At 41.8% G+C, this 20,954-nt stretch carries 17 protein-coding genes; 13 read left to right on the top strand and 4 right to left on the bottom strand.

Features of this window, described 5'->3' with window-relative positions; all coding sequences use genetic code 11:
* The first annotated feature begins 57 nt into the window (after positions 1–57).
* From ACSV5M_RS04880 to ACSV5M_RS04865, 4 genes are all read left to right on the top strand, one after another.
* Positions 58–2,100, top strand: a complete 2,043-nt coding sequence (locus ACSV5M_RS04880) for a P-loop ATPase, Sll1717 family (protein ID WP_439174474.1) — start codon at positions 58–60, stop codon at positions 2,098–2,100.
* A 103-nt stretch (positions 2,101–2,203) separates the two neighbouring features.
* Entirely contained in the window at positions 2,204–3,328 is a 1,125-nt protein-coding gene (locus ACSV5M_RS04875; RefSeq protein ID WP_439174473.1) for a Shedu anti-phage system protein SduA domain-containing protein, read from the top strand.
* Positions 3,329–3,708: 380 nt separating this feature from the next.
* Complete coding sequence (locus ACSV5M_RS04870) at positions 3,709–4,854, top strand: FRG domain-containing protein (RefSeq protein WP_439174472.1); 1,146 nt, start codon at positions 3,709–3,711, stop codon at positions 4,852–4,854.
* Positions 4,855–4,982: 128 nt separating this feature from the next.
* Entirely contained in the window at positions 4,983–6,968 is a 1,986-nt protein-coding gene (locus ACSV5M_RS04865) for an AAA family ATPase (RefSeq protein ID WP_439174471.1), read from the top strand.
* A 487-nt stretch (positions 6,969–7,455) separates the two neighbouring features.
* Here ACSV5M_RS04865 and ACSV5M_RS04860 read toward each other — a convergent pair whose 3' ends face one another.
* From ACSV5M_RS04860 to ACSV5M_RS04845, 4 genes are all read right to left on the bottom strand, one after another.
* Entirely contained in the window at positions 7,456–7,644 is a 189-nt protein-coding gene (locus tag ACSV5M_RS04860) for a carbon storage regulator (protein WP_439174470.1), read from the bottom strand.
* A 551-nt stretch (positions 7,645–8,195) separates the two neighbouring features.
* The gene (locus ACSV5M_RS04855) at positions 8,196–8,489 is read right to left on the bottom strand and encodes a hypothetical protein (protein ID WP_439174469.1); all 294 of its coding nucleotides are present in this window, start codon (positions 8,487–8,489) and stop codon (positions 8,196–8,198) included.
* 11 nt (positions 8,490–8,500) lie between these two features.
* Positions 8,501–9,388: a hypothetical protein gene (locus ACSV5M_RS04850; protein ID WP_439174468.1), complete on the bottom strand. Its 888-nt coding sequence runs from the start codon at positions 9,386–9,388 to the stop codon at positions 8,501–8,503.
* 27 nt (positions 9,389–9,415) lie between these two features.
* The gene (locus ACSV5M_RS04845) at positions 9,416–9,991 is read right to left on the bottom strand and encodes a hypothetical protein (RefSeq protein ID WP_439174467.1); all 576 of its coding nucleotides are present in this window, start codon (positions 9,989–9,991) and stop codon (positions 9,416–9,418) included.
* A gap of 149 nt (positions 9,992–10,140) precedes the next feature.
* On the opposite strand from ACSV5M_RS04845, the gene ACSV5M_RS04840 reads away from it, so the two are divergent.
* From ACSV5M_RS04840 to ACSV5M_RS04800, 9 genes are all read left to right on the top strand, one after another.
* Entirely contained in the window at positions 10,141–10,590 is a 450-nt protein-coding gene (locus tag ACSV5M_RS04840; protein ID WP_439174466.1) for a MarR family winged helix-turn-helix transcriptional regulator, read from the top strand.
* A gap of 163 nt (positions 10,591–10,753) precedes the next feature.
* On the top strand, positions 10,754–11,812 hold the full coding sequence (locus ACSV5M_RS04835) for a methyltransferase (protein ID WP_439174465.1): 1,059 nt from the start codon (positions 10,754–10,756) through the stop codon (positions 11,810–11,812).
* A gap of 21 nt (positions 11,813–11,833) precedes the next feature.
* The gene (locus tag ACSV5M_RS04830) at positions 11,834–13,423 is read left to right on the top strand and encodes an NAD(P)-binding domain-containing protein (RefSeq protein WP_439174464.1); all 1,590 of its coding nucleotides are present in this window, start codon (positions 11,834–11,836) and stop codon (positions 13,421–13,423) included.
* The gene (locus ACSV5M_RS04825) at positions 13,424–14,281 is read left to right on the top strand and encodes an amidohydrolase family protein (protein WP_439174463.1); all 858 of its coding nucleotides are present in this window, start codon (positions 13,424–13,426) and stop codon (positions 14,279–14,281) included. It begins immediately after the preceding gene.
* A 10-nt stretch (positions 14,282–14,291) separates the two neighbouring features.
* Positions 14,292–15,635, top strand: a complete 1,344-nt coding sequence (locus tag ACSV5M_RS04820; protein WP_439174462.1) for a coproporphyrinogen-III oxidase family protein — start codon at positions 14,292–14,294, stop codon at positions 15,633–15,635.
* Positions 15,635–16,903: an ATP-grasp domain-containing protein gene (locus tag ACSV5M_RS04815; RefSeq protein WP_439174461.1), complete on the top strand. Its 1,269-nt coding sequence runs from the start codon at positions 15,635–15,637 to the stop codon at positions 16,901–16,903. The genes ACSV5M_RS04820 and ACSV5M_RS04815 overlap by 1 nt, the downstream gene beginning before the upstream one ends.
* Positions 16,904–16,910: 7 nt before the next feature.
* Positions 16,911–18,323 carry a pyridoxal phosphate-dependent decarboxylase family protein gene (locus ACSV5M_RS04810; protein WP_439174460.1) on the top strand — a complete coding sequence of 471 codons (1,413 nt, stop codon included), beginning with the start codon at positions 16,911–16,913 and terminating at the stop codon, positions 18,321–18,323.
* A 163-nt stretch (positions 18,324–18,486) separates the two neighbouring features.
* The gene (locus tag ACSV5M_RS04805; RefSeq protein ID WP_439174459.1) at positions 18,487–19,923 is read left to right on the top strand and encodes a vanadium-dependent haloperoxidase; all 1,437 of its coding nucleotides are present in this window, start codon (positions 18,487–18,489) and stop codon (positions 19,921–19,923) included.
* 140 nt (positions 19,924–20,063) lie between these two features.
* Positions 20,064–20,501 carry a DUF6194 family protein gene (locus ACSV5M_RS04800; RefSeq protein WP_439174458.1) on the top strand — a complete coding sequence of 146 codons (438 nt, stop codon included), beginning with the start codon at positions 20,064–20,066 and terminating at the stop codon, positions 20,499–20,501.
* The last annotated feature ends 453 nt before the right edge of the window (positions 20,502–20,954 follow it).

Raw genomic sequence — 20,954 nt, 5'->3', positions numbered from 1 at the left:
CTTAATCAGTGCGCTATACTCAAGCGCTACAATTCGAATAACTTATAGGGAACACGCATGCCAGTCATTTTACCTAAAAACGCTTTGGAAAGAATTCAGCTCGGGCAGGCATTTGCTGAATATGATCTTATTCGTAACGATCCTCAGCTATTTGTTAACACTCCTGCTACATTGGCTGCTTTAGATCCAGATGCTGGAAAATGTTTTTTTGTCGGGCGGCGCGGCGCGGGCAAAACCGCTATAACCTATGAACTTCAAAGAAAATTTCCGAAAAACACTTTTTCTATAACGCCTCATATTTTTGACTTATTGCGTCTACCTCTCGCGCATGAGGAATTTAGGGACACAAGGCAGCGCGCGTTCAAATCCTTAATGCACACAATGGAACGGGCACTCATTGATGAATGCGTAAAGCATTATCTCGAAAGTAAGCAAATAAATAGCAATGATCTTCCGCCTTCAATATCTAAGGAAAGAAATCTAATTGAGGATTGTGATTTTGATCAGCGCATTCTCAACTTAACTCAGGAGATATTTGATGCATACTCAAATTCTAAGGATAAACTTTGGCTTCGACAGATAAATCGAAGCAAAGAGCTTGCAGATGAGTTAAATCGATACGATAACTTATCAGGAAGTACGTTGTTACTCATAGACAGACTTGACGAATCTTGGGATGGATCAGAGTCAGCAATGATTGCCCTCATGGCATTAATGCACGCGAGTGTTAGACTTGCCGCGAATACAAAGCACGTTCGCCCCTACATTTTTATTCGGGAAAATATTTACGACCGAATCAGACTTTTGGATAATGAATTTTCCCGCCTGGAAACCGCGGTGGTTTTCTTAGATTGGTCTGAGCCAAAACTAATAGAGCTTGTCGAGCGCAGGTTAGTACGACCATTCAATACTAAACCGAAACTGGGAGGTGAAGCTTGGAGCCATTTTTTTGAGGAGGCGGAATCATTAAAAAGTGCTGAAGCTGTGCTTACGCTGTGTCAACAGCGCCCTCGCGATATGGTCATGCTTGTAAGCTATTCAATAGAATCAGCGGTGAGCAACGGACATAATAAAATTACAGATCAGGACTTGCATGCCGCCTCGACTCGTTATAGCACTAGCCGCTTGAAAGATTTAGGAGATGAGTTCGCTGAAAACTATCCCAACATCTCTGTAATTCTGGAATCTTTTTATGGTCTTGGAAATGAATATACATTAGTGGGCGTCGAAGATTTTATATCGAAACTTTTAGTGGATGAAAAAGTAAAGAAGCATTGTGCATCTTGGTTTTATGACTATACGACCGCATTCAGATTTATTGGGCTGCTATTTGATATTGGCTTCTTTGGTTTAAAACGTAAATCAAAGGTGATCTACAAGGAGACAGGAAAGGACTCAAACGCGAAACTTCCGATTGAGTCTGACACTCATATTACTATACATCCCACTTATCAATCCGCACTGAATTTACGTCCAATACTCATTCAAAAATTAAGCGAAGAAATTGCACTTAAGCACGAGGGCATGCTTGAAGACCTTCCTGAGAATTATCGATTTGATTCCTATAAAGAGGAGCTTCAATCGACACTTCAAGATTTACAAACGCTCCCGCTTGGCAAAGATGGGGCAACTAAGTTCGAGGAAATAGTTGGAAAGGTTATTCAGCTTTGTTTTTTTCGATCATTGAGCAATATTCAGCCTAAAGTAAGAACTTACGAAGGCAGCTCTATTAGGGACTGGGTTGCGTCAAACCGCGCAGCAGGAGGATTTTGGTCGGTGGTGCGAGAAAAGTATGGTGCAACGCAAGTTGTGTGGGAATGTAAAAATTACGAGCATCTACACGCAGATGATTTTCATCAAGTTAGTTATTATTTCAGTAATACATTCGGCCGTTTTGGTGTCATCGCCTTTAGGGGGCAATCGCTTAAGAGTTCATACTTCAACCATATCAGTACCGTTGCGAATAAAAACCAAGCTGGATTAATACTCGTATTAACGCAACGCGATCTTGAAGTTTTTTTGCGTCAAGCGATAAAAGGAGTAGTAAAAGAGGGGCATATCGAGGATCGATTTGACGAGCACATTCGTCAGATATCCTGACATAGTTCAAAACCCCACAACGTATCCATTGTATCCGAATAATTTGATTTTTTCGGACGAAGGAGAGCTGGTTTTTAAGTTAAAGAACTAAGGATATTAGAAAATGAAAACAGGTCATCTGCCTCCTGACACTTCCTTAGAGGAGGTTAAGCTTAAAATTAAACAAACAACTAGCAATCCTAATGTCGGACAAATAACACAAGTTGATCTTAAAGATGGCCCTAGAGCGTTTAGAATAGCGACTTTAACTGAGGTGCTAAACCCAAAAACCAAAGACTTTCACCACTACTCTCTACGAATTGATCATATCGATAAAACTAAATCTGGTTGGTTCGCTAAACCTGATAAATCAACTCGATTGGAGGGGGATAGTCCTGACGAAATAAAGCGACTATACGAATTTTTGCATGCAATTCTCAGTGGTGAGTTAAAAGGTGCTAAGAGTGATTTGAGAGTTATACGAGATGAAGACTACATTAAGCTTGAGAATATTCTAAACTCCTTACCGAATATCATCGACAGCGACAAGCTTAATTTGGCGGGAACTTTACTATCGAAGCTGGATGTCGGGTCTTCAGATTTTTCTAACTTTGTAACAGCACTAGAAAGTAGTCCAGAGGAAACTCTGCGTCATATAGGCTCTGCATCTCGCTATATTGAATACAAAAAAGCACTGGAAGAATTGGCTATTCTTATAGCGGACGAATCAACTCCAGAAGCAGCGTTTCAAAATCTTCTTTCAAAACACCCTTGGATGTTTGGTAGCGAATACAGTGAACTATTATCTAGAAGGTCATGGACACGAGACGACAACCTCGATTATATGCTCCGGAGAACAGTTGATAATTTTCTGGAAATTATTGAAATTAAAACCGCACTACGTGAACCACTTTTTCGATACGACAATTCACACGACTCTTACTATCCGTCTTCCAAGCTAAGCACTGTAATTGGACAGGTGATACGCTACATTGAGGAAGTTGAAAGAAATCGTGATCAGATTATTGTCAAAGACAATGAAGACACTCTTAAAATTAGGGCACGAGTTATTGTCGGAAGAGATGTCGATGAAAAGCATCAGAAAGCATTACGCAGCCTTAATGGGCACCTAAATAGAATTGAAGTCATTACATTTGACCAATTGTATCGAATAGCAGATCGTGTTCTCACAGTGTTTCTATGTCAAAAACCTCTAGTTGAATCTGATGTAGATGAAATTCCATTTTAATGCGAAGAGACCCCATGTGACTATTCAAAGCTTAATGGCAGAGCATATCAAAAATCTGGTATTGGCCGTTATGCGATGTAATTGATCTGAAGTAATTTTCAATGTATCCAGACGGACTCAGTTGTGCCCAAAGCGGACGTTCAGAATATGTAGCCTTATTGATTGCTGATCCCTTTGGCCATATGTCGTGATCGATCGAGTGCAGCAGTGTAAATTTGATATAGATTTTTACTTCTGCTACGGACGAATCCGAGATTAACTATATCTGAGTCGAGCAATAGTACTTTCGGATAGTGCAAAAAATACATTTGGAGCGTTTTTTGAGACAAGTTTGCATTCTAATTGAAACGACTGGCAGTGAATTATCGGCCGGTCACCGAGTGATCGAAATCGGTTGTGTAGAGCTCTTAGGTAGACAACTGACCGGGCGCCACTATCATCAATATGTAAATCCAGAACGGTCGGTTGAACTCATTGCGTCTGCGAGGCATGGAATTACTGAGGCCATGCTTGAAGATAAGCCTGTTTTCTCGAGGATATTTAACGAATTTCTCTCGTTTACTCATGGGGCTGAATTGGTAACCTACGATGCCGGGCATGTGATTTCATTCCTCCAACATGAGATCAGTATGCAAATTGGGAAGCCGTTTCAATTTGACAATGACATAACTGATATCTTACGTCTTGCAGATGAAAAGCATCACAATCAGAAAAACAACCTTCCTGAGTTGTATTCAAGATATTTTATAGATACATCTCAATCAGAGTTGCACGGGACTCTTTTAGAAAGCGAGATACTTGCAGATCTTTATCTAGCTATTACTAACGAAAAATCTGACGCGATAACATCTGATCTTAGTATCTATAAGTCTGGGCAAAATTTGAGTTATGCGGGCACTTTTGCAGAGCTTGATGAAGCACTGAATGGTATAAGTAAAACTGCTCTTTGCAGAGGTGTATCAAATCATGAACATGCTTTGTTACCTTCTCTTTTCAGGCATGGTGACATCGATGTTGCTGATGTCAGGGAAAAAAAGATGATGTGGATATTCAAAACACATGCTAAGGCTCACTTCGATAAACCGCCCCAAAACGAAGTAGAGTGGTTAACTATTGCGCAGCATCATGGTTTGCCAACCAGATTGTTAGATTGGAGTTTTAGCCCATTAATCGCCTGCTATTTTGCCGTACAAAGCTTGTCCCCTTTTGATGGAGCAATTTACATCTATGATGTCGGAAGTTTTAAAAAAGAAGAGGAAATCGATCTGGCTAATCTGAAGGATATAGTAGCCGTGCTTCCTTCCCACTCGACGAGACGTGTAACCGCCCAATCAGGTGTTTTCACAATTCATCCAACCAGCATGATGAATCTAAAAACAGATCGGATTAAAAAAATCATCATCCGTGCAGATAAGAAAAAATATTTTCTAGAAAAATTGTTTAAATATGGAGTGCACCACGCGACCGTCTTTCCAGATTTAGATGGACTATCAAGATATGTTAGGTATCTTCATGACTACCGCTGATTCGGCACATATCAGATTGGAAAGTTACTTCCGGTGCTAGCCAAATATTCTATATAACGTTTGCCAAGGCTCACCTGCGGTCGATCTTCGTCATAATCAAAATCGAAAAAATAAATAAAGGAGTCCTAATGATAATAGGATTATTTTTGAAACATATAAAGGCATACAAAGGCATCAATTTTGTTCCCGTAGGTCATTTATATAAGTTCGTGACTTATGTGGGAGAAAACGGGTCAGGCAAAAGCTCTATATTGGAAGCTTTAGATTCATTTTTTAACAATAAAATGTATCCAATTAACAAAGGTGCGCTTAGTGACGGGATTAATACGATTGGGAATGAGCCTTTTGTAGCGCCCGTATTTTTAATTGAAAAGACAAAGCTTAAAAATCATAAAAAGCAATTTGAGCTTTTGAGTGATTACTTTTGGAGAGTGAAGCGTCAGGATTTAAACTCCGCAGTACAAGGATCGATGAAGGAGTTTTTCGAGCTACGCGAACTGCTTATGAAGAGCGGGGCGTACTCTGAAGATTCGCACTACCTATTTATATTCGGCGAACAGAATCTAAATTCGACACCAAAGCCGTATTTTGCCAGCTTCCATGGTGAGGAAGGTTTCCTTATCCAAATTCTCGAACTAAATGATGACTTCTTTGAATCGACACAGCGGCGTGAACTGGTTCAGCAGCAGCGTGAGCTTCTAAACACAAAGCTTTCACAAAAAGATTGGCGCTCCACATCAATATATTTGAAAGAGGCTTTCTCGTACGTTTATTTTCCAGTTGAGATTGAAGTAGAGAGCTTTACTAAAATTGAAACACAGGAAATGCAAAAAATATTTGATAAAAAACTTAAAGATGAAATTGAGCATGCCTTAACGTCAGTAAATTTTACAAATCAAGGCGGAATAAATAAAACGCTGGATGATTTTGTACAAGAAATAGAGAATATTTTAAACAAAGAATATTGCTATGATACTGGTCAACGGCGAAACAACAGTGTAACGAAATCGGATCTTGTTAATAAGATAATCGAGGTGTATTTTCAGAAGCGTGTACTCAACAAACAAAATGGGGATATGCTAACAAAGGTTCGTGAGTTAAGCGCCGGAGAAAAGAGGCAAGCGCTGATAAACTTAGTGTACGCTTTTCTAAAGCGCAATCCTGATCGCGAAACTATGGTTATAGTTGCTATTGATGAACCAGAAAATTCGTTGCATACAGCACTATGTTATGACCAATTCGAAAAATTGAAAGAGGTTTCTGAGTTAAATCAAATTATTGTTACCACTCATTGGTACGGCTTTCTTCCCGTCGTAAGCCAAGGGTATGGACATTTTTTAAATATTAACGAAAATAAAATCTCATTTGAGACATACGATTTGTACCACTACAGGTCAGAAATTGCATCCGCCGTTGAAAAATCGGGCAATAAAATTCCCAATAATTTTATCTTGAAAAGCACTTATGATTTAGTTCAGTCCATATTCTATTCTTTAAAAAGTGCACCGCCATATAACTGGATCGTTTGCGAAGGTATAAGTGAAAAGATCTATTTTGAATATTTCTTCAGTGATGAAATAAAAAATAAAAGACTTCGAATCCTTCCTATGGGGGGTCAGAGTAAAGTGATTAGACTCTACAAATATCTACTCAACCCAGTCTCAGAAGATACGTGCCAAGGAAAGGTTTTCTGCATTATTGACACTGATCAAATTCGTTGCGAGGAAATAAGGAACGGGAGCCCAACGCTTACGATTAAAAGATTAAGTAATAAAGGGACGCATTTGGAAACTGAGTTGTTAACCCTGGACAATAGCGATACTAGCGCTACAAGCATTGAAAGCGCTCTAAATCCAATCCTTTTCAAAAACACAATAGATGCGATTTCCGTAAATCCGTTATATAAAATTTCGCATGTCGAAAGTGAGGCAGGAAATACAGATTTTATTAAGAACTTTAGAAATCTCGATCTAGACGACTTTTTTAAGCAAAATAAAGGCGAAAATAAGATAGTTTTCGCACGTGAATATGTCGAACAATGTAAGCAAAATGAGGATAAAAAGACAGCCTTAACACCGGGCTGGATTGCTGAAATAAGAAGGTTCTTCACTTAGTGATTTTTTCAGCTATACCTTCGAAACCTCGATTATGGATAATTTTCAATTAATCCCTACTCTACGAGACCAGTGTAGCCGATGTATGTAGCGAATTATCCTTTGGTTTTTTCTGGATGGACAAAATTTTTCACGCATTTATTGGGAGTGAGAATCCTCGATGGATGTCCGCTTCTGGCCGTTAGAAGATTGTGCGAGATTTTGTAAAACTGTATTGTTTGTTTTATCAATGGGCAAAGTTAATTTTAGATGCCCGTGCCATTGCTCAATAGTTACGATTTCTTACAGCTAGTATCAGTTAATGTCAGGTCAGGCCGGGAATCATGTCTAACGAAATTGTCTGGCGAATATGACAAGGACAAATCCAAAGGATCGGCTGAGAATAAAGCGTCACCTGCTTTGCGGGTATTTGGAGAACGAATACGCGCTAGCAGAGCATCAAGTTCGTCTTTCATATCAGGCATCGTTTTCCCCTTAAGGACATCTGTCACAGGTTGCTCGGCGCTGGATCCAGGAAGTCAATCTCGGCTCGAACTATATCAATAGAATCTGGGGCATCTATGCCCAAACGAACCAATCCGGATTGAGGGCTCACGCTGGTCACTTTAATTCTTACCAATCCCTCATTCGTGTGCAAATGAATTTCTTCCGCTTCGTATCGAGCCAAAATCAGCATGGTTTCAAACTCCTTTTCCTTTATTTAAAGACGTAACGGTAACATGTTGTAGCCCATCAATGAAGAGGCCAATTTCCTATTAATTCGCAGGAAAATGCTGATGTTGACTGCCCGCAGTATCGAGTCACTGCCCGCCCTTATTGCTTTGATTTCACAAGCCCGCAAACGAAAAAACCACCCGAGGGTGGTTTTTCCTTCCCAGACAAGAGCCAACTTAACGGCGCCTGCTAGGGATGAGTTGTCACGTTATTATATATGAGAAATACTTGAACCGTAATTGTTTCCCCCCTATTTGAGGATAATTTTTGATAGAGATTAACTGAGGGGATTTGATCTGACTATCTAATGGAACGAACTGAGATTTCACGCGGGGCTACGCCAAAGACTCTGCTTGCTGACCCGGCAAAGATTGCTGGCTCACCTCATCTCTGTTCACTTGGATATTATCTCGCTGCCCCATTAACACGAGGCAGCGAGGCAGCGAGGCAGCGAGGCAGCGAGGCAGCGAGGCAGCGAGGCAGCGAGGCAGCGAGGCAGCGAGGCAGTTTGGACTAGACTTTGTTGAAATGGCTCATATCTATTGATTCTGGATCTATTAGCTGGAAAAAGGAGCCACATGCAGAGCTTTTCATTGCATTTTCGGCGGCAGCTTGAGCACAATCCATGTCTCTCCAGCGAACCACATCGATAAACGTTCCGTCTTCACCTTGACCCAAATCGCGACTTATAAAGCCTTCAAAGGTCGCTAACGCTTCCCCCGCGGCTTTAGATGCTGATTCTAAATCACCTTGAGTAACGCCCGCTGCTAAGCGAAATTTTACTACTTCAATTGCTTCTTTCATCATTTAACTCCTGGTTATTTCTTGCAAAATTTCTTGTTTAAATCATTCGCTTGCTTGGAGCTGCACAGCAAGTTAAATGTGCGAGCTTTTAGCAGTTTCCCGCCCGTCATGTCGGTGGTGTATACAAATTTTTCTGTAAGGAAGAGGCCTGTTGGATTTGCAATAGAATCGCTATTTAACGTGACCACAGCACCTTCGTTGCTAACGAAAAGTAGGCGCCCTGTAGTATCAAAACCACCGAAGTCACTGACCAAAAATCCTTCCTTATTCACCCGAACTACGTCTAATGGGCGGCCTAAGCCAGTTGCGACGATACGCTGAGATTTGGTTTTCAAATTGAACTCGATAAGATCGCCTGAGTCGAATTTTGAAATGTAGACAAGATCGTTTTTATCGACATAAAAACTTCCAGGGCCATCGAGGGTAAGCAGGATTTTAGGGGAGACCGGCCATTTTGACTTTTTACTGATGCTCATGAGGCGGCCATTAGGCAAACCAAAATTATAATCGACCACCAGATAAGCATCTTTAGTTTCTTTAACCGTAATGGGGTCACCTAATCCCTCAGCAATTACCTGGGAATCGCTAAAATTTTTATCAAACGCGAGCAACCGTCCGGTTCCATTCTCAACTACCACGTAGCCATTTTCTGCCTTTATGAAGCCAGCCGGAGAACCATTAGCTAAAGCGGTTTTTTCATAAAACGCTCCGGTTTCTTCGTCAATACTTCCAATGGTAGGAATGGTGCTAACTAATACCTTTTGGGATTTAACAAGAATTCCATACGGCATCATTAAATTGCTGGAAACGGTGTCCCAACGAGCTTCTGTCGTGTCTTTTGCAATGCTGACATTGCTCAATAGAAAGGAAATAAAAAAAGTTGAAAAAAGGGATTTACGCATAACACTAACCTCCTGGTTGAATAAATATTAATTTTCACCGACGACTGCTACCTGAGCGATAGCAACATCTTTTTCATACGTTTTCGACATCAGATCGCCCAGTTTTTTACCTGGTGCATATGCCTCGTCATTCATCAGCCGCTCGAAGCTTTCCTGATTTGGAAAATGAATTAGTTCCAGAATGTCGAAGGGTGAATCCGTGGAGTCTGCTAAACCTGCGGACACAATGACGGTTCCGTTGTGCTTACGAATAATGGGGGCTTCCAGCGATTTAAAATCCAACTGGTCAGATAGCCCTCGCCCTTGCTTCAATTTAGCAGCTACCGCAATCACCACTCCCGAGCTCAGCTTATCCAAATCACTTTGAGATGCCGTCGCATTGAGGTTAAGCGCAGTTAATGATGCCGTAGCAGCAGCTGGGCGTATCTTTACCTGCGGTATCTGAAGTTCTGACATTGGGGCTATGGGTTTGAGGCTTATTTCGCTGGAGAGATCCAGATATTTGATATGTATATCCAGTGCTTCTTGAGCTGCCGCTAGGGGAGATAGCGTAGTCAAGAGAAGGCTTGCAGAGAGCAGCGAAGAGGATAAAAGCTTTTTCATTGGCAACTAATCCTTAGATTACTGGTGGTCTTTGTGAAACGCGGCGTAAGTTAATGCATTAACATTTAACGTGTCAACAATTAATGTGCTTGTAATAATCTGTGCTAAGATTGCAAGGCACGCAAATCGGCAAGTATTAGGGGGGGCACGTGAGTGTAGAGCAAATAGATTCCGGCATTTTGAAAGAGCTAGTTTGTTTTAATTTCTATTGCGGGTGGCGAGGAATATCAGAGTTTTATAAAAATTATCTTCCCGATGGTGTTTCAGCCCAGCAAACTTATATCTTGGAACTATGCGACCTGGATAATGGTGTATTGGTTGGTCAGCTTGCTAAGGCGCTGGAAATTGACGATTCGGCAATATCAAGCATGCTTCGTAGAATGGAGTCCGCTGCCTTGATAAAGCGACTGGTTTCACCAGCAAATCGCCGGCAGACCCAAGTGTTTTTGACCTTACAGGGCTTTGAGCTGCGCGAAAATATACGATCCGTAATGGAGAAGGCCGATGAAAAGCTTCGGGAGGCGATTCCTCAATCGAAAATCAACGAGCTGATTAGTACAGTGGAACTTCTGCGCAAGTTAAATTCCAGCAAAGTGTAGCCTCCAGCCTATCCCCTTTTTTCTTATTCTTAGCCTCACCCGAGTCCGAATTCGTTCGTCATCCAAATTTAACAGCTAAACAGTTGACATATCAACTGTTGATGCGACATTATCGCGCCCCGTTCAGTAAGCAACATGTAATAACGCACAAAAGGACATTTTGATGCAGCTCTCCGTGCCCCAAACGCCACATGCTTTTAAGTCGTCACCTCTTTCGGCCGCTCTCTACGGGTTCGTGGCCACATCAGTATTAATGACTCTGCACCGGGCAGGTGTTTACCAGTTGTTGGTAGATGATGAATCGTTATCCGCTAATGAAATTGCAACAACTCTTGGGTTAAACCATTTATCAGTACGCCGGGTTCTTGATGCGGCAGCCGCTTGGGGGCTTGTCGAGTGTGATGAGTTATCGAAATACAGAATTCCCAACCAATTTAAAGATCAGCTCGACTACCGCCATGAGTCTTACTTGGGCTCGATCTTTGATCATTTTATTGGGAATACCATTCCCTTAGCAGAATATCTTCCTGAAGCTTTAAAGTCCGGTGACGCGCAGTGGCAGAGATTTCTCGGTGCAAACAAGCGTCTCGCAACACATCCTTTTGAAAACTTGTTTAGTGAGAGCGAAAAAGCGCAAGCATTTCATGATGCAATGTGGAATCTCAGTTATACGGTCTCTGAGGAACTTGTTGAAAAAGGAATTCTTGATGAAACCAGAAAACTCATTGATGTTGGCGGGGGATCCGGTGCATTCGTCGTCGCAGCGCTTAAACAGAAGCCGGATTTGATCGGCGTTGTGTATGACCTTCAAGACGTCGAAGAATTCTGTATAAGAAATCTAATGAAAAATCGCGTAACAGATCGGGCCGCCTTTCAAGCCGGCAACTTTTGGGTTGATGAATTGCCCTCTGGCGATACTTATACGCTCGGTTATGTAATGTCTAACTGGAGTGATGAAAAGTGCGTAGAGCTGCTCGGGAGAATATGGGAAAAACTACCCTTCGGTGGCAGAGTAATAATTTTAGACAGAATTCTTGATGACAATAGGTCAGGTCCTTTCCCTGGTGTTATGCAGGATATTGCGATGATGTTAGAAACTGGAGGCATGCACCGCACTGAAAAGCACTTTCATGAGTTGTTGCAAAAATCCAGATACAAAAATATTCAAATAACCCGTTCGTCCGCAGAAAAACATGCAATCGTTGGAATAAAAATAGAGTAAAACTTAATTGGAGAAAATCTTATGTTAATCCCAGAAGGAATGATTGATTACCTGATAATTGGTGCTGGCCCTGCGGGTTTACAGCTAGGCTATTACCTTGAGAAGCATGGAAAAAACTATGTGATTCTTGAATCAGGAGACGTTGCTGGTTCGTTTTTTAAAACGCACCCTCGACATGGTAAATTGATTTCGATTAACAAAGTGTATACCGGATATAGTGACAAGGAAATAAATTTACGCTGGGACTGGAATTCTCTTCTGACAGAAGATGACGATGAATGTTCATTTACTTCCTTTAGTCAGCGATATTTTCCTGCTGCAGAGAATATGGTGGATTATCTAGGCGCATACGCGGCAAAGTTTTCTCTCAACATAAAATATAACAGTGCAGTAACTTCTGTCGAAAGATCAGAAAGCGAATTTCTAATAAAGACTGCTTCTGAAAATATCTATCGAGCAAGAAGAGTTATTGTCGCCACCGGTGTTAGCAAGCCGTGGATTCCTAATATTGATGGAATTGAAGCTGCAACCAATTATTGTGATATGGATACTAATCCAGACATATATAAGAACAAAAAAGTACTCATTCTTGGAAAAGGAAATTCAGCATTTGAAACTGGCGATTCTCTTGTGGAAACAGCTGCTGTCATTCACTTATGTAGCCCAAACTCTCTCAAAATGGCTTGGTCAACTCATTATGTTGGTCACCTGAGAGCTGTAAATAACAATTTACTTGATACATATCAGTTGAAGTCACAGAACGCGATTCTCGATGCTGATATCGAAAGCATTAAGAAAAATGGTGAACAATTTTCGGTTACATTTAAATATCGACATGCCGAAGACGAAGTGGAGACGCTGACATATGATCATGTAATCGTTTGTACTGGCTTTCGATTTGATAGCTCAATATTCGACGAAAGCTGTAAGCCCGCCCTTTGTGCCAGAAACAAGTTTCCAGCCCAAAATCCAAATTGGGAGTCTGTGAATGTGCCTGGTTTGTACTTTGCAGGAACTATTACTCAATATCTTGATTATAAAAAATTCATGTCTGGCTTCATACATGGATTTAGATACAACGTCCGATCACTTTTTAACTTGCTTATGTTCAAATACGAAGGAAAGGAACTTCCGCAAGTTAAACTACCTGCCATCGCAGATGTGTTTGCAGCTGACATCATTGATAGGGTGAACCAAACGTCTTCCCTGTGGCAGCAGCCGGGATTTCTGTGTGATGCTTATGTTAGATCTGGGGATGGTATTGTTTGCTATAAGGATCTACCTATGGACTACATTAAAACAGATCCTCTGTTTGCAAAACGTGAAATGTATGTATTGACGCTGGAGTTTGGGCAGCAGAAATTCGATAACCCATTTGCTGTAGCGAGAATTGCGAGGGACAACGCAAAGCAGGCAGAGGACTCGAATTTCTTGCATCCTGTAATAAGGCACATGAACGCAAACGCTTTGTTGAGCGAGCATCATATTATCGAAGATTTATCCGCTGAGTGGAAAGAGCCAGAGCATATAGTTCCACTGGTGGCTTATTTACATAAGGCAGTTAATAACAATATCAGCAACGTCAAAACCGAAGCATTGGAGGCAGTTTAAATGGACCCCAAAATTATCGATTTTCACGTGCATGCTGGAAAGTTTTCGTTATTAAGAGATGATATTCAGGGGCTGCTAACAAAGTTTCCATTCGAAGAAGAAGTAGATGTTAAAGACATCTTCTCTAATCCTGAGACATTAAAAAATTATCTAATGCTAAATGGCGTTGAACGGGCAGTTATTCTTGCAGAGTGCGGTCCGGGAACTAACTTTTCTATCGATAGTAGTCTCATTCTGGATTTCTGCAAAAATGATGATTTCTTCATCCCATTTGGCAGTATCAACCCTAATCATCACGACGATCCAATTGGAGAGTGGAAAAAGGATAAGAAGAGAGGTATTCGCGGTTATAAGTTTTATCCCGCAGATCACGACTTCAATCCGTTCACAGATACCATGATGTCGCTTTATGGACTGTGTGAAGAAGCCAGTCAGCCTATCATATTCCATACGGGATTTACGGGTCAGAAAGACACTGAACAAAAGCATATTAGGCCCGAAGAGTTTCGCCAACTGGCGGAGCGATTTGAAGGGTTGAGAATTATTTTTGCTCATGGCGGTAAACCTCTCTGGTACCAAGAGGCTATTGAGATAGCTACAACTTATCCAAACGTTTACTTAGATACCGCGTTAGTGCCCGCGACTGAAGTTTTAAACTGGTTGAAATCTGATAGTGCTGTGAAGGATAAGATTTTATTTGGTTCTGACCTGCCCGTTTGTGGAGCGTATTCTGCCGTTAAGAAAAAGCTAATTGAATCTGGTATATCTACCGATGATTTAAATAGAATATTTCGAGGGAATGCAGAACGCTTGCTTGCCGGTATCCAACTCAATCAAGTCGAACCCGAATTCGCATAAGGAAATCGAGATGTATACATCATATTTTCCGCTGACCTATTATTTTTATCCGCTATTAGAGCTGGAATTAAAGGCACATCCAGATAAAGGAAGATTTGCGGGTTCCTTTGAAAAAATAGTAGATAAATCCACTGAGACCTTATTGTACGTCCACATACCCTATTGTCAGGATATGTGCCGTTTCTGTCCGTTTCATGTTCGTGTGGATAAGGACTTATCAGTCTATGAGCGTTATACAAATGCACTGTGTTTGGATATCGTGAATACTTCAAGGAAGCCGCGTGCAGAGAGTTCTCTGATCAAAGCCATATACTTCGGTGGAGGCTCTCCGTCAGTCCTTTCTCCTCAACAAATTGCAAAAATACTGAGTACGATCAAAACAAGTTTCAACATCTCCGATGATGTTGAAATATCCTTTGAAGGAGAGCCTAAAACACTAGGTGATCCCTATCGATTAGAAGTATTGAAAGAACATGGTGTTGGAAGGATAAGTTTTGGGCTTCAAACCTACGATGAAAATCTTCGGACAACCTTCAATATTGCCGCTACATTACAAGATATCGAAACCCTGAGAAGAAATAGTCAGGAATTTAAGTTCAATGAAGTTAATGTGGACATGATGTATAACTTGCCTGGGCAAGACATTAACCATGTTCGTAATGATATACGTAGATTCTTACAAGATGACTTTGATAGTGTTGATTATTACAACCTTCACTACTTTGCGTTCCCTCCGAAATTTGTTCGTGAAATGGACGAGGGGAAAGTCCCTCCAAAACCCTCTGATGACATAATGATTGCGCTGTTTGAGGAAATAAAGAGCGGACTCACTTCGAATGGTTACAACAATGTAGCTGATCAGGTTTACTCGAAGAAAGAAAATGTGTGTGAGTACTTCCGCTTGCTCTGGGGTGGTGGATCTGGCGATCACTCCGCCGAAACCTTGGCCGTAGGTTCTTCCGCCCGAGGATATATTGATGGCTTCTCATACATGAAGTATGGAAATGTTAATAAGTATATGGAGTCAGTCGAAGCAGGCGATGATGCGATTGAAAAAATATCCAGTCGTTTGTCAAAACCAGAAAATCGTGGCGCGGTTTTGTTTCCCAAGTTCCTCCAGATTGATAAGCAACGTGAATTAGCACTGAACACCATTTCGCCAAAACTATTGGCCGACTGGTTGAGTGCCGGGCTCATTTTTGAGGAGTCAAATTCATTTAAAGTGTCCGAAAAAGGAAAGGTCTGGACTAACAATATGACAGTTGATTTATTTGAAGCCGCGCAGCGTGATGTTGGTGATCGAGCTGTTATAGCGCTATCAAATAAAGCAGGCACAAGGACTGGTAATTTCTGATGAGCGTCTTAAAGCGAGTTGGGATTATTCACGCCTATCCTAATCAATACATGATTGATTCAATAACGCGAACGGGAATTCGCGTTGTTCTCGTTGTACCCGAGGATTTTGATAGTGTAGTTGACGGCGTTGAGCACGTTATTCGGGCTCAGTTTACCGATTATGCATCTCTATATGAAAGGATTTCCAGTTTGCCGAACTCCTTAAAAATCGATGCGTTCATACCGTTGAATGAAGGAACCGTTATTCAGACAGCGCGAATAAATGCTGATCTTGGTTTGACGGGATACTCAGTAGGTACTGCTGTTAGTAGTAGAAATAAATTTTCGTCATTTCTACTATGGAATACGTTAAGAATTGCCTGCCCGGAATCGTATCTAATATATGATGCAGGCTCGGCGTGGAGATTAGCAAAAAACAAATTTGGCGGCAAAGGCGTTTTAAAGTTAGTCGATTCAATGAACAGCCAAGGCGTCATCGCTTTTGCTACAGAAGGCGAATGTATTACTGCTTTTACAAAGCTGGAGGAAATGGTAAGTCGAAGCCTAGACATTAGTCGATTGGAGGATAGGAATCGATTCGCCTACGGACTATCAAAAGCAACTATCATGTTGCAGGAATATTGCGCGGGCAAAGAAGTTAGTGTTGAACTGTTCCTGTCGCCTCAGCATGGCGATTTGGCGCTCGCTGTTTTAGAAAAAATTCCATCGAGCGGTCCTTACTTCGCTGAAACCGCATCTTTTAGCCCGGCAAGCTTAACCTCTCTGGAAACAGAGCGGGTAATCAATCTGGCAATAAAAGGCGTAAGAGCAATGGGATTTACTCAAGGGGTGGCTCATGTCGAAATCAGGTACGATGGAGATACTCCTAAAATCCTGGAAGCAGGACTTCGACCGGGTGGAGGTTATACAGCGCAATTAGTTGAGCGGTTAACAGGAAACAATCTTTACTCCTTGCTCGCTCAGCTGTCTTGTAACATTGACTTCGATTTTATCCCTGTGAGAAATTCTGCTGAATCTCTTTTGTTTGGTGGGGTTGTATATCAAAAGTCTGGCAGACTCATTAGCGTCAAACGCGACGTCGATATTGACTCTATACCTGGGCTCGAAAAGCTTATAGTTCTTAATAACGTTGGAGACCCGGTGAGAGCGATGCCTGAGTCTGCGCAGCCACATTATTGCTACTACCTGATAAGCGGGACCGATAGGGATCGGATTTTAGAAAGCCATTTCACCATAACAAAATCAATCCATATTGAAATAGAGTAAGTAAACCATGGCTGGCGAATCCACACAATCGGAGAGATCCGTTTCTTATTTTTCTGAATCTATTGCGAAGATATCCGAATTTTTAAGCGGGATCTATGATGATCCCAACAAGATTTCCCTAGTCGCTAGCAATTGTAAGTCAAGCGAGATTTCAGCAGCACCTCTCAATGGAGAGAAAATAGATAATCTATTGGAAGAACTTTTTGCTAGATTCGAACACAATTTTTGTAATGTGTTCAGTCCCGCCTATTTTGGTTACATTTCTCCAAGACCGCATCCTTTAGGAGTGATTGGTGACTTCCTTGCTCTAGGGGTAAATCAAACACCGGGGGCGTGGCGAGCGGGCCCGGCGGCTACCAAAATTGAGTTAGAGGTTCTCACGTGGTTCAGGAATTTATTCAATATTCCGCAACCAGACAGTGAATTTCCTGGTGGTATTTTCACGGGTGGAGGAACCATCGCGAATTTAATAGCATTGAAGCTTGCGAGGGATGCAGCAAATCCTGATTCCAAGCTCAACGGCATTTCATCATCATGCCGTGTTTACTGCTCTAATGACTCTCATTTCTCTATAGACAAGTCGATTGATTTCCTGGGCATTGGTAGCAGGAATTTGGTAAAGATCTCCGTTGATTCACAAGGACTGGTTAATTTAGAAGAATTGAGGTTAGCGATTGAGTCTGACCTGGAAAAGGGTTATCACCCTATCGCAATCATTGGCACGGTAGGAACTACCGCTACTGCTGCAATTGAGCCGATCAGAGAGTTATCTGCGATAGCCAAAGAATTCAGATGTTGGTTTCATGTGGATGCAGCGGCCGGATTGCCTTATGCAGCATGTGCAGAAATTCGTGAATCGATGAAAGGCATTGAGCTCGCTGATTCGATTACGTTTGATCCCTGTAAATGGATGTTTATGTCATTCGGAGTAGGCTGTCTTTTGGTAAAGGATGGTCGAAGGTTATATGACTCATGCTCCGCTGGCGGCGGATATTGGGAAGACAAGGAAGAATTGGATCTGTTCCAGCAAAACTTATATGGGACGCGTCAATTCAGATCTCTGGGAATCTGGATGTTGCTCCGTGGGCTTGGCTTTAATGGCTATAGAAAGCTTCTTTTGAATGTTCTGGATTGTACAGCGTTGTTCCAATCTCTGATAAATGCTGATAGCAGATTTATTTTGCTGGAAAAAAATAGCAAGCTACCTGTTATTTGTTTCAAAACCGCAAATATGGGTATCGAAAAGGAGCTTGTTGAATTCTGCCAAGGCCATAATATTTGTTATCCAACTTTGCTCAACTGGAATAACGAATATTACTTAAGGTTTGCATTTAGCAATTATGAAATTAGCCCGGAAAAAGTAAAAAGTATTTATCAGGAAATCTGCGTCGCCTATGATCGATTGAGTTCAACAAGATAAATATTTTCTTCCAAACTCAATTAAAATTGCCACCTCAACTTACGGAGGTATCGACGAAAATATTATTTTATTAAAAGATCCATTTTCCCATATTGGGAATGCCACAAAAAAATTTGTAATCTCACTCATTGATTAACAACCTATACAGAAAAGGAAATCTTCTATGAAGGCCTTATCAAACACCGCTTTTATATCGGTCTTATCATTGGTGGCCATAGCCCCTTCTGCATTCGCAGCGTCTGACAATTTGGTTTTACAGTGGAACTCCGCGGTGCTACAAGCAATCAGAGACAATTCTCCCGGCCCCACCATTGCATCAAGAGCGCTACACGTCACTTCGACATGCGCTTACGATGCTTGGGCTGCATATGATGAAAAAGCTTTGGCTGCCCATACTGGAAAAAGTTTAAGACAAAAAGCTCAGCACCGGACCCCAGCCAATATAAATAAGGCCGTTAGCTTTGCTTATTATCAAGCAGCAGTTGATTTGTTTCCTCAAAGCAAACCAAAATTTGATGCGCTTATGAGTACTTTAGGATATAGCCCTACAGAATCCAGCAACATTCAGGATAGTCCTGTAAAAGTTGCGCGTACTGCATGTGATGCGGTTCTTAAATATCGTCATCAAGATGGCTCAAATCAGAAGGGTGATCTGGCTCCTGGTGCTTATAGCGATTACACAGGGTATAGACCCGTTAATACTCCGTATGAAATCGTTGACGGTGGGCGCTGGCAGCCCCTTGCTGTTCGAAACGCAAATGGAGTTGTTGTAGAGCAAAAATTCTTGACTCCTCACTGGGGAAAGGTGAAACCATTTGAGATTAAGTCGATTCGTAAATACAAGATTGATGCACCACCAGCAGTAGACAGTAAGGAGTATAAGGAGCAGGTGGATCAGGTGATTAGTTACAGTGCCAACTTGACTGATCAACAAAAAGTAATCGCCGAATATTGGGCGGATGGCCCGCATTCCGAATTACCGCCAGGCCATTGGAATCTATTCGCTCAGTATGTATCTCGTCGTGACGGCCATCAGCTTGATGATGACGTGAAAATGTTTTTTGCTCTCAATAATGCATTGCTTAATGCTGGCATTTGGGCTTGGCACACAAAACGTGAATACGATTATGTAAGGCCAGTTACAGCTGTTCATTATCTCTACGGCAATGAGGTTATCCAAGCCTGGGGAGGTCCAGGGATGGGAAGTGTATTGATGTCAGGAGCAGACTGGACCCCTTATCAGCCGTCTACTGTTGTGACTCCTCCGTTTGCAGAGTGCGTTTCAGGACATAGTACATTCAGTTCAGCTGCCGCTGCCGTTCTGCGGGGTTATACTGGAAGCGATGTGTTTGGCTATTCGGCTGTAATTCCAGCCGGAGCCTCAACGGTTGAGCCTGGCATCGTTCCTCAATACCCAGTGACGTTGAGTTGGCCAACGTTTACTGATGCTGCAGATGAGGCAGGGTTATCCCGTCTTTATGGCGGCATACATTTCCGTAACGGTGATTTACCAGCTCGTAATATCGGAAGTAAACTGGGCGCTGACACGCTGGAATACTCTATGGCTCTGTTTGCCGGCCATAAAACAAACGACAAGTAAGTTGATAAAAATCTACATCTATTAAAGCGGGATCGTTCGCTTTAATAGATGTATTCGATCAAAGCGATAAAGCACCTGCAATAGTACGCACATGAGTTATTGAAATGTGCGTTTTACCCGCATATTAAAGTGAATTACGAATGAAAGTTGAAGAAATTATTTACGAAATAAAATCACGATATAAAGACATAGTGGTAAGGGAAACATGGGGGGAGACGTCATTTTTCTACAACCCTGGAAACAGATTACCTAACGGTGTTTATTTCACTACCATTAAAGAAAAGGATGGAGAAAACGATTCATCGTCTAACTTGAACAGGCCAAACGTTTTCCGCGTTAGCATAGGGGTTGGCAAGGATAAGTATGTTTCACTGTTCGGTGAAAAGCCGGCTCGTCCTGCAAAAGGAAAAATTGTGGAGTTAGATTATGACTTTACCGAACTGAATAGGCTTTTTCCTCATCCTGTCTACGCGTGGATGGGTTGGGTTTGCATTTTGTCGCCTAGCAAGGAGAGTTTCGATAATATTCTCCCGCTTATTGATATCGCATATAGTCTTGCAACGAAAAAAGCGAAGTGATATTCCATTTTTAAATAAACAGAATGACTGTCCGATGTACGCGCAAGCTGAACTGGTAACTTTTATCAGGAATTCAACTAGAAATTCTCGTTCCGAATTTAATACATCCGATTATGTGATGTAGGTATTTTCTACGAGGGTCGTTAGTCGAGAGTTTCGATAAAGGCAAGACAATTCGTATCGGAAGTTTTTACCAACAGGGGTTCCGTCTTTTTGCCGGAAGTCGAATGCAGAGTTTTCATTTCATATCCGCCCGCGGCTCTTGCAAAGAACAGTTTCTTAGCAAACTCGAGAGCTTTCATGCGCTCTAAAATCCGTGCCTTACGGGCTCTCGTAGCGCATCAGATTGGTAGGGACCTACCGCTTGCTGATTCATTCGATGGAGAGGCCAGCAGTAGTGATGGACGGCAACTGACAGACATTCAACAGTGCTATGGTCTTTCGCACCGCCTG

This window comes from Cellvibrio sp. ARAG 10.3 (assembly GCF_051846955.1).
GTDB lineage: Bacteria > Pseudomonadota > Gammaproteobacteria > Pseudomonadales > Cellvibrionaceae > Cellvibrio.
The sequence above is the reverse complement of the archived record's forward strand: the minus strand, read 5'-3'. Positions and strand labels throughout refer to the sequence as shown.